At 40.3% G+C, this 15706-nt stretch carries 13 protein-coding genes; 1 reads left to right on the forward strand and 12 read right to left on the reverse strand.

What is annotated here, in order from left to right:
- The 12 genes from ruvA to CLV48_RS10025 all read right to left on the reverse strand — a co-directional run bounded on the left by ruvA (position 1) and on the right by CLV48_RS10025 (position 13924).
- On the reverse strand, positions 1-600 hold the full coding sequence (gene ruvA, locus CLV48_RS09970; protein ID WP_106567122.1) for a Holliday junction branch migration protein RuvA: 600 nt from the start codon (positions 598-600) through the stop codon (positions 1-3).
- Positions 597-2867, reverse strand: a complete 2271-nt coding sequence (locus CLV48_RS09975; protein ID WP_106567123.1) for an NADP-dependent malic enzyme — start codon at positions 2865-2867, stop codon at positions 597-599. Before CLV48_RS09975 ends, ruvA begins: the two co-directional genes overlap by 4 nt.
- A 23-nt stretch (positions 2868-2890) precedes the next feature.
- Positions 2891-3994 (reverse strand): DUF4837 family protein, encoded by a 1104-nt coding sequence (locus CLV48_RS09980; protein ID WP_106567124.1) that lies wholly within the window; start codon positions 3992-3994, stop codon positions 2891-2893.
- Positions 3995-4065: 71 nt separating this feature from the next.
- Entirely contained in the window at positions 4066-5487 is a 1422-nt protein-coding gene (locus CLV48_RS09985; protein WP_106567125.1) for a lytic transglycosylase domain-containing protein, read from the reverse strand.
- 14 nt (positions 5488-5501) lie between these two features.
- Entirely contained in the window at positions 5502-6932 is a 1431-nt protein-coding gene (gatA, locus tag CLV48_RS09990; protein ID WP_106567126.1) for an Asp-tRNA(Asn)/Glu-tRNA(Gln) amidotransferase subunit GatA, read from the reverse strand.
- A 21-nt stretch (positions 6933-6953) separates the two neighbouring features.
- Positions 6954-7157: a twin-arginine translocase TatA/TatE family subunit gene (gene tatA, locus CLV48_RS09995; protein WP_106567127.1), complete on the reverse strand. Its 204-nt coding sequence runs from the start codon at positions 7155-7157 to the stop codon at positions 6954-6956.
- 114 nt (positions 7158-7271) lie between these two features.
- Positions 7272-8516 (reverse strand): murein hydrolase activator EnvC family protein, encoded by a 1245-nt coding sequence (locus tag CLV48_RS10000; protein WP_106567128.1) that lies wholly within the window; start codon positions 8514-8516, stop codon positions 7272-7274.
- Between the two features lie 3 nt (positions 8517-8519).
- Complete coding sequence (gene lolB1, locus CLV48_RS10005; RefSeq protein ID WP_106567129.1) at positions 8520-9257, reverse strand: lipoprotein insertase outer membrane protein LolB1; 738 nt, start codon at positions 9255-9257, stop codon at positions 8520-8522.
- Positions 9247-10980, reverse strand: a complete 1734-nt coding sequence (locus tag CLV48_RS10010; protein WP_106567130.1) for a tetratricopeptide repeat protein — start codon at positions 10978-10980, stop codon at positions 9247-9249. The genes lolB1 and CLV48_RS10010 overlap by 11 nt, the downstream gene beginning before the upstream one ends.
- A 182-nt stretch (positions 10981-11162) precedes the next feature.
- Complete coding sequence (dut, locus tag CLV48_RS10015) at positions 11163-11597, reverse strand: dUTP diphosphatase (protein ID WP_106567131.1); 435 nt, start codon at positions 11595-11597, stop codon at positions 11163-11165.
- Positions 11594-13117 (reverse strand): lipopolysaccharide biosynthesis protein, encoded by a 1524-nt coding sequence (locus tag CLV48_RS10020; RefSeq protein WP_106567132.1) that lies wholly within the window; start codon positions 13115-13117, stop codon positions 11594-11596. Before CLV48_RS10020 ends, dut begins: the two co-directional genes overlap by 4 nt.
- 21 nt (positions 13118-13138) lie before the next feature.
- Positions 13139-13924: an enoyl-CoA hydratase/isomerase family protein gene (locus CLV48_RS10025; RefSeq protein ID WP_106567175.1), complete on the reverse strand. Its 786-nt coding sequence runs from the start codon at positions 13922-13924 to the stop codon at positions 13139-13141.
- Between the two features lie 229 nt (positions 13925-14153).
- Here CLV48_RS10025 and CLV48_RS10030 point away from each other — a divergent pair, with 229 nt between their 5' ends.
- Entirely contained in the window at positions 14154-15608 is a 1455-nt protein-coding gene (locus tag CLV48_RS10030) for an NADP-dependent isocitrate dehydrogenase (protein ID WP_106567133.1), read from the forward strand.
- Positions 15609-15706: the final 98 nt, after the last annotated feature.

The following is a 15706-nucleotide window of genomic DNA, read 5'->3' on the forward strand; positions in this document are numbered from 1 at the left end:
TTAAGGAGTCTTTAAAGATGCTTTAATTAATTCTTCTAAAGAAATTTCTGAACCTGTTTTTTTCAATACAGCTGCAATGTTTTTTTCAGCAATTGCCTTAGGAAAGCCTAAAGTAATCAAAGCCTGCAAAGCTTCTTCCCTGATTTTGGAGCCAGATTGGTTAAAACCTCCTGTTGTATGAGTCTGTTCCAGTAGTGAATCTTTTCTCACCTTATCTTTTAACTCCAAAACAATCCTTTGTGCTGTTTTGGCACCTACCCCCTTCACATTTTGAATGGTACGGAAATCTTCCTGAACAATCGCACTTTCCAGTTCATCGGAACTTAGGGAGGAAAGAATCATCAACCCAGTATTAGGGCCTACACCTGAAATAGAAATCAAATGTAAAAAAAACCTTTTTTCATTTTCTTCCTTAAATCCATACAGGGTATGGGCATCTTCTTTGATATGCAAATAAGTGAGGAGCATAATATGCTCCTCATCTTTTATTCTCGAATACGTCTGCAAGGATATTTTTACATGATACCCAATCCCTCCTACTTCAATAAGTACAAATGTTGGATCCTTGTATACAAGTTTTCCTTTTAGATATGCGATCATAATCTGTTTTTAAATTGTGCGTCTACCACAGCTATAGCTACCATATTGACTATCTCTCTGATGGAGCTTCCAAGCTGTAATATATGCACTGGCTTATTCATTCCCAATAGCACTGGGCCGATTGCCTCTGCATGACCAAGTTCGGAAAGCAATTTATAAGCAATATTTCCGGAACTCAAGTCTGGAAATATCAGGGTATTTGTCTTGTTACCAATCAATGCACTGAAAGGGTAATTTTCTTCCTGAATCTCCTCATTTAAAGCCACATTGGCCTGCATCTCACCCTCAATAGTTAAATTTGGATATTTAGCTTTTGCCATTGCCGTTGCTTTGGCGGTCTTAGCAGCCACTTCCCCTTTTGCCGAACCAAAATTAGAATAAGATAATACGGCGATTTTTGGATCGATATCAAAGAACTTTACGCCCTCGGCTGTAAGTCCAATTATTTCAACCAACTCTTCTGCAGTTGGATCTACATTCACAGTTGTATCGGAGAAGAAGAAAGGTCCACGGTCGGTATTCATAATATACATACCTGCTACTCGGTCAATTCCCTTTTTCACACCAATCACATGAAGTGCAGGTAAGATGGTCTTTGGATAGTCCTTGGTAAGTCCTGAAATCAATGCGTCAGCTTCTCCCAATTCGACCATCATAGAACCAAAATAATTCCTGTCCTTCATCAAGCGGTAGCAATCCTGTGGAGTAAGGCCTTTACGCTTTCTTTTCTCAAATAGAATATTTCCATATTGCTGGAGCTTTTCCTCTTCCTCATAGGGGTTGACTATGGTAACTCCGGACAAGTCAAGCTTATTGGCCTCAATGATTTCATTGATTTTTTCTGTTCTGCCCAAGAGAATCGGAATTGCTATCCTTTCATCCCTTAATATCTGGGCTGCCTTCAGTATTTTTACATTGTCTGCCTCTGCAAATACCACACGTTTAGGATCTTTCTTGGCCCTTGAAATTACCCTAAGCATCAACCTTTGGTCAATGCCTATTCTTTCCTGAAGCTCAAGTCCATAAGCATCCCAATCGGTAATTGCATATTTTGCAACACCTGATTCCATCGCTGCTCTGGCTACTGCAGGTGCAATTGTCGTGATAAGTCTTGGATCCAATGGTTTTGGAATCAGATAGAACCTCCCAAATGCCATTTGGGCATCCCCATAAGCCTTATTCACAATTTCAGGAACAGGCTCTTTTGCAAGGGCAGCAATTGCCTTGGCTGCTGCCAACTTCATTTCCTCATTGATCGTTGTAGCCCTCACATCCAAAGCCCCCCGGAAAATATAAGGGAAACCCAATACGTTATTGACTTGGTTTGGATAATCGGATCTACCTGTTGCCATAATCAAATCATCTCTTGTGGACATTGCCAGCTCATAAGCAATCTCCGGATCAGGATTGGCCAAAGCAAAGACAATAGGATTTGGTGCCATTTTAAGGATCTGATCAGGAGTAACAATGTTACCTGCTGACAAACCTAAAAATACATCTGCTCCTTCAAGTGCCTCAGTAAGCGTATATACATTTTTGTGTGTAGCAAATTCTTTCTTGACCTCATCCAAAATTGGGCGGTCTATTCTGATCGCTCCTTCTTTGTCGCACATCACAATATTCTCTCGCTTTACCCCAAGGTTCATGTAGAACCTCGTACAGGAAACAGCAGAGGCGCCAGCCCCATTGACGACCAACTGGATCTCATCAATCTTTTTCCCAACAATCTCTAGCGCATTTAACAAAGCAGCTCCTGAAATAATTGCTGTACCATGCTGATCATCATGCATCAAAGGGATTTTCATTTCCCTTTTTAAGGTATCCTCTATCAAAAAGCATTCAGGTGCTTTGATATCCTCTAAATTGACCCCTCCAAAAGTGGGCTCCAATGACTTGATGATCTGAATCAGCTTATGTGGATCCTTTTCATCAATTTCAATATCAAATACATCTATTCCAGCAAATTTCTTGAATAATACACCCTTTCCTTCCATGACTGGTTTTGATGCCTCAGGGCCAATGTCTCCAAGCCCCAACACCGCCGTACCATTAGAAATTACCGCCACAAGGTTTCCTTTGGCTGTATATTTATAGGCGTTTTCTTTATCATTGGCGATCTCTTTGCATGGTTCTGCTACCCCCGGGGAATAGGCAAGTGCGAGATCTAACTGACTGGAAAGTGGTTTAGTGGGAATTACTTCAATTTTACCAGGTTTCCCTTGCACATGATAATTCAGTGCATCCTCTTTACGGATTTTAATGGCCATACAGGTTTATATGTTAAATGACATCAGCTGGAAGCCTCCGGTTTAGGAAGCACTTCCGTAGCCAACAAAATAGTTTCGATCTCCCGGATGGATTCTCTATGCGCTTCATTGGGATAATAAACAAAACCTTCCAGATAATAAAGTTTCCCTTTTTTGTTATCCACAATTACATATGCAAGGAAAGAACCACCCATACTGAGGTTATTAGTTTTCCAACCTCCGCGGATTTCGACTGCAAAATTATTGTTAATCTTGAAATTACTAAATACCGGTGAAGGATCTACCCGCTCTGTTACGATGTAAGAATTTCTGTTTGAGGGGTTTCCGTAGATATGCATTTTTGTAATTTTTTCCCTAAGCTCCAGAATGGCTTGCGGAAACACCTGTTCTTCAGATACATAATCTGTTTCGTAAAAAAACATGCTTATATCGGGTCTATCCGAACGGGGCGTAGGTTGTCTTAACCACAAAAAATCATTTTCAGCTTTTGCAATCTGATATGAGGCCGGAACATTGACACTAAGTCCAAGATTTTCCCCTGCTACTTTTGCTGCTGAATTTTTCCTATTCAATAATACCTTATTCAATCTGCCCCTTTCTCTCACCTGGAATAGATTCTGTAGTTTATTTTTATTGGACCTTAGATTTTTAACCAGCTCTTCTTCGTTGTTGCCAAATAGATACAACACTTCCTGTCCGACAGCAAATTCATCTTCACTTCTCAACAAATACAAAGAAGGGTCACTCGCGGCCTTTTCTTTAGCCTCCTTACTGAATAAAGAATTGATGTTTTGACTGGCAGCCCTCTTGTCATCAAAAGTGGTAACATAAACAATATTGGTTGCCATCTTTAAAATTCTGGTCATCGCCCTAGGATCAACTTTCCTAATATCAAACATACTTTCGTCTCTAATCAAACCAGATACATCTTCCAAGAAAATCTCTTTTAAAGTTTGACCAACGGGGCCCTCCCATTTGGCTGAGTCAATCGCTAAAATGATTTCGCCGATTGCACCCCTTGCCTTGGGCTTGGTTGAATTCTGGGATTCCTCATCTCCCTGACAACTCCAAAAACCAAACATTGCAATGATGAAGGTCACTGCCAAACCTATATTTCTGATATTCATATGCTTATTTTTTATGCCCAGTACAATTTAAAAATTAATAAAAGGAATAAAAAGTTTTCCTAATAAAATAGTTATCCGATTATTAATTTTTGCCCTGGCTTAATCTGATTGGTGTTGAGGTTATTGAGTTTTTTTATCTGATCTACTGTCACCCCATTCAACTTTTTGGAAATTAACCAAAGCGAGTCCCCAGGTTGAACAGTGTAATAGCGGGGATTGGAAGCATCTACATTCGTTGCATTATCTGCCAATGCATTTTGTAAGGAGGCTTTATTGGAATAAATATAAAGGGTTTGCCCTACTTTAATTGTATTTGAACTTAAATTATTCCAGTTCTTGATTTGAGTGACAGAAGTGCCATACTGTTGGGCTATTTTACCTAGCACATCCCCTTGTTTTACTTTATAGGCAATTCTATCTCCGTTAGGAGCTGTATTATTGCTCACTGTCCTTACTGTAGCAGTTGTCACCGGAGTAGATGCACTACGCAAGGCAACTGTCCTCTCAGAAGTTAATTTAACAGCACTTGCATAATTTTCCTGATTCTGGGCAATCCACTCAGCTTTGGATCTGGGAAGACGTAAAGCAATGTGTTGGTGGGATGAAGGTATTAATCTGTTTTGAATAGATGGATTTAGAAACTCTATATCCTCTAAACAAGTACCGCTGATAGCCGCCAACTGTTCAAGATCAATTTCCTGGTTAAACCTGACTTTTTCAAAAACAATCGGATAGGAAGGTTCTTCCAGAAAGAGATTGTGTTCTTCTGTATATCGGAGCACATACATCATTGCCTGAAATTGAGGTACATAACTACGGGTTTCTTTTGGAAGGTGGTTATAAATGCCCCAAAAAGTCCTTTTTCCACCAGAACGGTTGATGGCTTTTCTTACATTTCCTGGTCCACAGTTATATGCTGCCAAAGCCAATTCCCAATCTCCAAACATCCTGTACAAAGATTTAAGGTACCTGGCAGCAGCTTCAGTAGACATTTCGGGGTCCATCCTGTCATCTATATCCCTATTGACATGAAGGTTGTACATTCTTCCTGTAGCAGGCATAAATTGCCACAAACCCATGGCTCCGACCCTTGACTTTGCTTTTGGATTAAGGCCGGATTCGATGATGGACAGATATTTGATATCGTCCGGCATATCATGTTCGGCAAGGGTCTCCTCAAACAAAGGGAAGTAATATGCTTTCCTTTTGAGCACCATTTTGGTGTATTCCCTATTTCTAACTACAAAATAATTGATGAATGAAAAAATCCTGTCATTCAGTTCAAAAGGCATGTCTGTTTGCATGGCCTTTATCCTTTTATCCACCTGGTCATAGGTAAAGTCAGGGATATAATCAAATTGATATACAGGACTTATTGTTTCTTCATCAATGGAGCTGTTACTGAAATGATAAAGTTCCTGACCATGAACTGATATGCCCAGCAAAAACATCAATGCAAATGAGAATGTGATGGTACAAATTTTCTTTTTCATGATCAGGATATTAATTAGTTGTTGCTCAATTCCATAAGGTAACTGCCAAATGCATAGAGCTCTGCCTCTTTGAACGAATTGGCCATTACCTGTATACCTATTGGAAGTCCCTGTTGGTCTTTTCCGTTTGGTAATGATAACGCAGGAACTCCAGATACTGATGCCTGTACGGTAAATAAATCCTCTAAATACATGGCAACAGGATCATTACTGTGTTCCCCAAACTTAAAGGCCGTTGAAGGAGTTGTAGGTAGCAGGATATAATCGTATTTATTCAGAAGATTCTCTGTAAATTCTTTTATCAGCCGCCTTACCTTTTGGGCTTTGGTAAAATAAGCATCATAATAGCTGGCACTTAACACAAAAGTACCAAGCATGATCCTTCTCTTTACTTCCTCACCAAATCCTTCAGACCTGGTCATTTTATACATACTTTCCAGGTTATGGGCATTCGGACTTCTAAAACCGTATTTTACACCGTCATACCTGGAAAGATTGGAGCTCGCCTCTGCAGTAGTCAGGATATAATAGGTAGGTAGCACATATTTCAACAAAGGGAACTCAACCTCTTCAACCTCATGTCCCTCCTCTTTCAGACGTTCCAAAATGGATAAGGTATTTTCTTTTATTTCCTTTTGAAGGGCAGGAGATTCTATAGTTTCTTTAAGATACGCGATTTTTACCCTTTTGTCAAAATGGAGAAGTTCGGAATATTTTGGCACAGGCTTTCTTGAAGCTGTACTGTCAAAATTATCAGGTCCCGCCATGATTTCCATTACCAAGGCATTGTCTCTAATATTTCTGGAGAATATCCCAATCGTATCAAAGGAAGATGCGTAAGCAATAAGACCCCATCTGGAAACTCTGGAATAAGTTGGCTTGATCCCCACCAATCCGGTAAACGCCGCTGGCTGCCTCACTGATCCTCCAGTATCTGTCCCCAGGGATACGGTACAAAGATTTGCCTGTACTGCTACTGCAGATCCTCCGGATGAACCCCCTGGAACCCTGCTTTCATCAGCTGCATTCAACACCTTGCCGTGTACAGAATTCTCATTGGAACTACCCATCCCAAACTCGTCACAGTTCAACCTGCCTATAATGATCGCATCTTCATCGATTAGTCTTTGAACAGCTGTAGCGGTAAATTGGGAAATGAAACCTTTTAGGATTTTGCTTGATGCATTGAATTCATGGTCTTTGTAAACTAGCACATCCTTTATACCAATGACCATACCGGCAAGTCTACCGGCTTTGCCAGAAGCAATCTTTTCATCCACTTTGGCCGCCTGTTCCAATGCGGATTCCTTATAAACTTCAACGAAGGCGTTAAGATGCGCCTTCGTTTGAATGTTTTGGAGATAATAATTTACTATCGCTTTACAATCGGTTTCCCTAATTTCAAGCGACTTTTGGATATCGTCAAATGATAGGAATTTTTCCAAGGTTCTGATCTTTGGTTCCGTTTAGTCTTTTTTCTTCTTTTCTTTCAGACCTTCTTCCAGGTCATCCTGAATTTCTTTAGTAGCATCTTTAAACTCTCTGATTCCTCTTCCAAGTCCTCTTGCCAGTTCAGGGATTCTCTTTGCACCAAATAGCAGGAGAATCACTAAGATGATAAGGATAATAGATCCTCCACCCATATTTTGAAAGAAACCCAATGTTGTCATGATTGTATGATTTAGATGATAAATTGTTTACAAAGATATACTTGTGTCGCGCTAACACAAAGGAATGATTGCGCTATAATTGCGGATTTTTTATAAATATACAAAATATTTACATTATCGACCAGCAAGCCAAATGGACGGATTCATAGGTTCAAGTCCTTTCCACGTTTCGAAGTGCACTTCAGCTACTCCTTCCCTATTCGTATAGACCTGTCCCAATACCTGTTTAGCTTTCACTTTTTCGCCTGATTTCACCGAAATCACCTTGAGTTTGCTGTACATGGTATAGTATTCTCCATGCTTCACTACTATGGTTCCCCCGTATCCTGGTATGGTCCCTATTTTGATCACTTCCCCATCAAAGACGGCTCTGACATTGGCGTTTGGCGCAGTCTGAATATCTATCCCGTCATTGTCTTCTGTGATTCCTTTCAAAGTAGGATGCGGATGTGTACCAAATGGTCTGGAAACAAAACCGCTTTCAACTGGCCATGGCAATTTACCCCTGTTACCAGCAAAAGAGCTTGACAGCGCTGCTGCTTCAGGAGTCATTGGAATGCTGCTTCCTGAAGGCCTTGTAGTCGTAGTACCGGCGGATTTGGCAGCTGCCTCGGCCTTTCGCCTGTCTTCAGCAATGATTTCCCTGAGCATACGGTTGAGGTTTTCCTGCTGCTTTTTGGCTGCCGCTATCTGCTTCTTGAGTTCCTGCTCCTGTTGATTAAGGCTATTGACAATACTTTGCTGATCCTTTTTGGCTTTATCGAGCTGTTGCCTCTGTTGGTTCTCTTGCTGAAGGACGGTCTGCATGTTCTGCTTTTTGCCTTCCAGGTTTTTCCGCTGGCTAAGTAGTTCATCAGCAACTTGTTCGATCTGCTCTACCTGCTTTTTTCTGGCATCAGAGTATTGTTTGAGGTATTTCAAGCGCATATAGAACTGCTTGAATGTCTCTGAACTAAAGACAAAGGCAGTCATGGTGATTCCTTGGTTGAGTTTTGAGGAAGTATAGACCATACCTGAATACTCTTCCTTTAGATTTTTCAGCTCCTTCTCAAGTGATCTGATCCTGGACTCCGTATCCTTGATTTCTGATTCCAGAAGTCTCATTTCCCCGTTGAGGGTATTGATATATTTGATCCTGTTCTCAAGCTGCTGGTTCAGTGCATTAAGCTGACCTACTGAAACCTTTTTAGATTCAGCAGTTTTCTTGAGAATTTGGTCAAACTCTAAAAGTTTTTTTTGGATCTCTGCTTTCTCACTTTCAATCTGGGCCCGCGTTTTTCTGGTCTGCGCATGAAGTGGAGACCATGCTGTCGCACTCCATATTAGTACAAAAATCCATATCAACCTGAGCTTTACCATTTTCTAGAATTGGAAAGGGAAAGTTAACGAAGTTCTGGAAAATTCGATTTTTGTCAACTCCAAATTAATCAGTGCAGTCTGAACACCATCAGGGGTATTATATGATAACCTGAGTAACATTTTATTGGGAAATGGCTGTCCATCGACATCCTCAAAGGTAGGATAATTGGCCAAAAGCGACCCTTTATCTGACATTGAAGCACTGCTCAATTCCTGAACTTTTCCTAAAAGGGTACTTACCCTAGAATGGTACCTCACTCCATCTCTTACCTGGGTAAGTTCAAAATATTGACCTACCCTGATTAGCCTGTCCCTATAGCTGAATTCATGTGGTGGATTTGCATAAATAAGGTTTTGAAGTAGATCCAGTGATAATTTAAGGTCAAATCTATCCTCTACTTCAACAAAACTCATATTGATATCGTCACCGTTCAACCGGTCCTTGATCCTCAGTTTGTCCTTGGTTATAGCTCCTCTAAATGCTTCCAAACCCAATCCAGGTGTCACGCTGAACCATATAATACTGTCCTTCTTTGCCCTGAAATTAACTGTGCCCCGTGTAGTCTTTCCGCTGGCTTCTTCTATCACGATCCTCCCTCTGGCTGATAAATAATCAAAATCCATGTAAACAGGCTCAAATTCCTGCATGATTTCGTCAGAGGTATAAAGGTTGGGCTTTTTGACACATCCCGCAAGCAATAGAAAAAGGACTAATCCAAGTCCAAAAAACCTATTCATCATAATACTTTTGATCCTTAATCTTTTTAAGCAAATATTCAGAGGTCTCCTCTCCTCCTTCGGCTTTTTTCCAATAGCTTAATGCCTCGTTTTTATTTCCTAAATGATACAAAATATCTCCATAATGCTCCCACATTACCCCGCTCGGACTATCATCATTTTCCAATGCTCTTTCCATATACTTCCTGGCCCCTTCATAATCCTTTAACTGAAAAAGCACCCAGGCGTGGGTATCCAAGTAAGTTGAATTGTTGGGGAATTTTTTAACCAAACGCTCCGACATAGATTTGGCTTTCTCCAAATCCTTCTTTGATAATGAAAGAAAATAGGCATAATTATTCAACACATGTTCATCTTCTGGTCTACTTGCCAAAACCTCATCATACGCATCAAATGCCTCTTGTTTTTTACCCAACATGTGGTAGGTATCTCCTAAAGATGCCTTTACTAAGAGTTCCAGCTGAATGTTCCTCCCCTTATTGGTTTCAAGGGATTTGAGGAAGGAGTTTTCAGCTTCTTCTCCTTTTTTCTGGGTAAGTTTTGCTGTACCATCAAAAAACCAAAACTCTGGTCTTTCCGGAAATTCATCCACTGCCATGATGGTATACTTTTCGATTTCCGAGTAATCTTTCTGCAATTCAAACATTGCTGTGATTACCGTCTGCAATACCTGGGCATTGGCAGGGTTTTTATCCAGAGAAGATCTATAAAAAACCAATGCCTCTTCCTTCCTATTATTGATCAGATTCCTATCCCCTATTACAGAAAGAACGTCAGGATCATTGGCATTGTATTCACGCATACTCTTTTCCAATTTATCCATCAAAGAATCTCTCCTCACAGTTCTCATTTCCCTGAGTAAATCTGAAAAAGCATCTGCTTTTACCTTTCCATCAAGGTCTGGATTGGCAAATGCCTCAATAATTAAGGATTCTGATTTCTCAACTTCTCCCTGCTCCTTGTAAAGTGCATAGGCAGCAAGTTGTAGATCGGCCTGGTCAGGATAGGCTTCCAATGATTTATTCACCAAATCTATCGCCTGATTTGTCCTACCATTGTTGAACAAGATCTCTACTAAATTCAAAACATACTGGGAATTACCGGGATGTGCTTCAATGAGCTTCTCCCCTTCCTTTACTGCAGCATTCAGATTATTTTTCCTTAAATGAATCCTTTGTTTTTGATGGGTGAGTTGCTCCACTATGCCGTAGTATTCTTCAGCACGATCCAAAGCCTTGAGCGCATTATCCAAATCCCCGGCAGAAAGGTAAAGAGAGGCTAAGTCCAAAATATAGTTTTGATTTTCTTCTGAATTGGACATTAGACCTTCCAAAATCTTTGCTGCTTCGAGCAATTGTCCCTGCTTGGTATAAACCTCTGCCATAACAAGGTTATAATACTTGTTATCTGGATCTTCTGCAACTGCCCTCATTCCATATTGAAGCGCCTCTTCTATGCGGTTAGCACGCAAAAGGATTTCTGCTATTTTAAAATTGATAGCTGCTGCATCAGGACTTATCTCTCTGGCTTTTTGGAAATAAAAATAAGCCCGGTCATAATCCTCGAGAATGAGAAACCTCTGTCCTTCTATAAATAACCTGGATGCCCTTGCCTCCTGCAATTGCTTCTTCTTTTCCTTATTGGAAAGTCTTTCCTGAGAAAATCCTGAAAAGGACAATACGGAAGCAAGAATGAAAAGAATTATTGTTTTAAAGTTGATGTTCACGCGGTGTATATTTGCACAAATACGCTTTTAATTCAGCCAATACGATAGAAATTGTATGTTGGTTTAAGATAGCAAGGTTCCTTGATTGGATTTACTTAATTTTCATCACAAACTTAATGCCTTTTTACTCTTATTGACAATTTGTCAATAAATACTGTCTATTATTTAAAAAATTGCGGTAATCAAGACTTTCCTGTACTTCCATATCCCCCTGCTCCACGTTCTGTATCCGATAGCACCTCCACTTCATCCCAATGGATCTGCTCATGCCTCGCGATTACCATCTGCGCAATTCTCTCACCATCCTTTACTTCGAAAGACTCATTGGATAAATTGACCAACAATACTTTCACCTCTCCTCTGTAATCTGCATCTACTGTTCCCGGGGTGTTTAAAACAGTTAAACCATGTTTGAAGGCAAGGCCACTCCTAGGTCTGATCTGCGCTTCATATCCTTCTGGTAATTCAATAAACAAACCTGTTCCAATGAGTTTCCTTTCCAAAGGACTAAGGGTAACAGATTCCTCTAAATTGGCCCTAAGGTCCAGTCCTGCAGATAGTGGGGTTTGATAAGCTGGAAGTGGATGTTTTGATTGATTGATTACCTTAACTTTCATGGTTTTTTCTTTTTGATTGATATGCCGAGCTTTTGAAGATTTTCTTTTTCAAAAAACAAAACTACAATAACAAAGGCAATCACAAGGCCATTCCTAAGGATAAATTGAAGAACGGGAATTTCAAATTCTAAATAAAAACCAAAATAACTCAAAGCAAAAGCGAGAAACAAGTAAAAAACCGCTTTACCCGTCTGATAAGGTATTGGAAAAAACCGCTGCCCATAGGTATAACAGATTACAGACATGGAAAGGTAACAGGCCAATGTACTTAATGCTGCCCCCATATACCCCCAAACAGGAACCAGCAAAAATATAACAAGGATGGTAATAGCTGCACCTGCCAAGGTAATGTAGAAGGAAAATTTTGTCTGGTCAGTCAATTTAAACCAGATACTCAGGTTAAAATAAATACCCAAAAACAGATATCCAAACAAAAGGACAGGCACTATAAATAGCCCGGAATCATACCCTTCTCCCCTCAAAAATAAGGCTCCAAGTATATCTAGATTAACCGATATCATCACCATGAGTATGGAGCAGAATATCACAAAGGCATGCATTACCCTTGCAAATAACTCTGGGCTATTTTTATCGGTAGACTGATTAAAGAAAAAGGGCTCAGCCGCATATTTAAAGGCCTGAATGACCAGATTCATGAAGATGGCGAGCTTGAAATTTGCTCCGAAAACACCTCCTGCCTGCCTGGAGGTAAGTCCTTCATAGAAGTTTTCCGGCAACAGATATTCGAACAATCCTCTTGAAAAAACCTCATTGGTCACTCCCGCCAATCCCATAAATAATAATGGGATAGCATAATGCCACATGGGTTGGATAAAGTTTTTGTCAATACCAAAACTGAACTTGCCTGCTAACTTAAATAATAAGGGAAGCATCAGAGCATTGGCAAGTAAATTGGAAAGCAGAATATAATCTACTCCCCAATCAGACCGGTAGAAAGATTTAACTATCGGCTGTAAGGAAGAAAAAATATCTCCCTTCCATACATGAAAGCAAAGAACAATAAAAAAGACATTAAAAATTACATTCAGCAGGATATTGCCCAGCTTGGTTACAGCAAAGGTAAGGGCTTTGTTTTCTTTTCTCAGCTTGGCATAAGGAATTGCCATTACCGCATCTATCGCCAATATCCAAGCCACCCATCTGAATAAATGAGCTTCCCCCTCATAACCCAGCCAGAAAGCAATGGGGTCAGCACTGAGATAGATGATTGCTCCTAAAGAAATAGAACTGGTAATTAAAAGAGATTGTATCTGTGCAAATACTTTTTGCGGATCCAGACCTTTGCCGGTAGCATACCGGAAATAGGTGGTTTCCATACCATAAGTGAATACAATATTCAAAAATGCAATAAAGGCATAAATTGCTGTAAAAGATCCCAGTGCTTCCTTGTCCAGGTAAGCTGTATAGATGGGTAAGAGCAAAAAATTAATGGTCTTGCCCAAGATGCTGCTAATTCCATATACCGCAGTCTGACCAGCTAATCTTTTGAGTTGGCTCATCATCAAAAAAAGAAAGGGGATTTATTCCCCTTTGAATACTGGTTTCCTTTTTTCCAAGAAGGCAGATGTTCCTTCTTTATAATCTCCTGATTTCACACATCTTGCAAAGCTATTTGCCTCGGTCTGATAACCATTTTCTTCTGTATTGAAGACCGCATTGACACAGTCAACAATCATACCTATGGCAAGAGGAGCTTTACTCATTATCTTTCTTAAGATTTCTTCAGCTTTTTCCAATGCTTCAGCTTTTGTGGCCAAAACGTGGTTGACAAGGCCAAGATTCTTTGCTTCTTCCGCTCCTATCATGTCTCCGGTCATCATCAGCTCCAAAGCTTTGCCTCTCCCGACCAAATAGGTAAGCCTCTGGGTTCCCCCATAGCCTGGAATAATCCCCAAATTGACTTCGGGCTGCCCGAATTTAGCGGATTCCGTTGCTATTCTCATATGACAGGCCATTGCCAATTCACATCCTCCGCCCAGGGCAAATCCATTGATAACTGCAATGACAGGCTTTGGACAATTTTCGATCAGGCTGAATATTTCCTGACCGTTTTCTGCAAACTTCCTTGCATTGAGTTCATTCAGTTCCGCAATCTCACTGATATCTGCACCGGCAATAAAAGCTTTTTCCCCCGAACCTGTAATGATTACCGCTCGGATATCTTTATTGTCAGAAACTTCATTGAAAATATCTCTGAACTCTTCCAAAGTGGCAAAATTGAGTGCGTTCAGCTTGGTTTCTCTGTTTACGGTCAAATAGAGAATACCCTCTTTTACCTCTGAAAGAATATTTTTGCTATCAGCCATAAGAAGTAGGTGAATGTTGGAAACCAAATATACAAGCAGTGCGTACATTACCAAAGGATTTCTTAGAAAAATACAATAAATGAAAAATTTTGCTTTGATTTTCAACTGGTTCAATGTCGGATACCAAAGTTTTAATTGTGCTAAATTGGAATAGGTCAACCCGTCAAATCTGCTATTTTTTTATATTTTTGTGCCACATCAAAAATTCAACAAACCCAAATAAATATATATGTCATCAAAAAGAAAAATCACCGTTGCCTATGGCGATGGAATCGGACCAGAGATCATGAAAGCCACTTTGAATATTCTTGAAGCGGCAGGAGCACAACTCGAATACGATGTCATCGAAATCGGTGAGCAGGTGTATTTGAAGGGTATCACTTCAGGGATGGAACCCAAGTCCTTTGCCTCCCTGAGAGAAACAAAAGTTTTCTTGAAATCCCCCATCACAACTCCCCAAGGTGGTGGCTTCAAAAGTTTGAATGTAACTACTAGAAAATCTTTCGGGCTTTTTGCCAATGTAAGACCTTGCAAAGCCTATTCTCCATTTATCAAAACCCATTTCCCAAAAACTGACTTGGTAATCATCAGGGAAAATGAAGAAGATCTTTATGCTGGCATCGAGCATAGGCAAACCCAAGAAGTCTATCAGACGCTGAAATTGATATCTCAGCCTGGCTCGGAAAAAATTATCAGATATGCTTTTGAATATGCCAAAAAGTATGGCAGGAAGAAAGTAACCTGTATGACCAAAGACAATATCATGAAATTGGCCGATGGTCTATTCCATAAGACATTTGATGAGATTGCTAAAGAATACCCAGACATCGAAACTGACCACAAAATCATCGATATTGGCTCAGCTTTGATTGCTGAGAGGCCCGAAATCTTTGATGTTATTGTAACGCTAAACCTCTACGGAGACATAATATCCGATATTGCTGCCCAGGTTACCGGTTCTGTTGGTTTGGGAGGCTCGGCCAATGTCGGGGAAGAGGTAGCTATGTTTGAAGCTATCCATGGATCTGCACCTGATATTGCCGGAATGAATATAGCCAATCCTTCCGGATTGCTTAATGGTGCCATCATGATGTTGGTACATATCGGACAACCTGAAATCGCAGAAAAAATCTCCAATGCTTGGATGAAAACTTTGGAGGATGGAATCCATACTGCTGATATTTACCAAGAAGGCATCTCATCCAAAAAAGTAGGTACTCAGGAATTTGCCCAAGCTGTAATCGAGAGATTGGGGCAAGCTCCTGCCAACATGGTTGCTGCATCTTTCGACAAATCTTCCACAGCACCACTTAGTATTAAGTTGAAGCCAGTCAAAAAAGAGAAGAAAGAACTGATCGGAGTAGATGTATTCATAGACTGGGATGAGGACAAAAGAAATCCTGACATCATCGGTGAAAGATTGAGAAAAGCTGATGCCAACGGATTGAAACTTCATCTGATCACCAATAGGGGGGTAAAGGTATTCCCTGAAGGAATGCCTGAAACCTTCTGCACAGATCACTGGAGATGCAGGTTCAAAACTGCTGATCAATCTGTCATATCACATGGGGATGTACTTGAGCTATTGAGACAAATCAAGGAACTAGGATTTGACTTCATCAAAACAGAACATCTCTATGCTTTTGACGGTGTAAGGGGCTATTCTTTGGCCCAAGGAGAATAAGATTAGATATCCGATAATAAACAACCCCGGCTTCATCTGGATCCGGGGTTTTATTTTGGAAAATAAAAAAGCCCTTTTACCATTCAGGAAAAGGGCTT

This window comes from Cecembia rubra (assembly GCF_003014575.1).
In the GTDB taxonomy this organism is placed as follows: domain Bacteria; phylum Bacteroidota; class Bacteroidia; order Cytophagales; family Cyclobacteriaceae; genus Cecembia_A; species Cecembia_A rubra.

Coding starts and splice junctions, on each gene's coding strand:
- ruvA (WP_106567122.1), bottom strand. CDS start 600: ATGATCGCATATCTAAAAGGAAAACTTGTATACAAGGATCCAACATTT.
- CLV48_RS09975 (WP_106567123.1), bottom strand. CDS start 2,867: ATGGCCATTAAAATCCGTAAAGAGGATGCACTGAATTATCATGTGCAA.
- CLV48_RS09980 (WP_106567124.1), bottom strand. CDS start 3,994: ATGAATATCAGAAATATAGGTTTGGCAGTGACCTTCATCATTGCAATG.
- CLV48_RS09985 (WP_106567125.1), bottom strand. CDS start 5,487: ATGAAAAAGAAAATTTGTACCATCACATTCTCATTTGCATTGATGTTT.
- tatA (WP_106567127.1), bottom strand. CDS start 7,157: ATGACAACATTGGGTTTCTTTCAAAATATGGGTGGAGGATCTATTATC.
- CLV48_RS10000 (WP_106567128.1), bottom strand. CDS start 8,516: ATGGTAAAGCTCAGGTTGATATGGATTTTTGTACTAATATGGAGTGCG.
- lolB1 (WP_106567129.1), bottom strand. CDS start 9,257: ATGATGAATAGGTTTTTTGGACTTGGATTAGTCCTTTTTCTATTGCTT.
- dut (WP_106567131.1), bottom strand. CDS start 11,597: ATGAAAGTTAAGGTAATCAATCAATCAAAACATCCACTTCCAGCTTAT.
- CLV48_RS10020 (WP_106567132.1), bottom strand. CDS start 13,117: ATGAGCCAACTCAAAAGATTAGCTGGTCAGACTGCGGTATATGGAATT.
- CLV48_RS10025 (WP_106567175.1), bottom strand. CDS start 13,924: ATGGCTGATAGCAAAAATATTCTTTCAGAGGTAAAAGAGGGTATTCTC.
- CLV48_RS10030 (WP_106567133.1), top strand. CDS start 14,154: ATGTCATCAAAAAGAAAAATCACCGTTGCCTATGGCGATGGAATCGGA.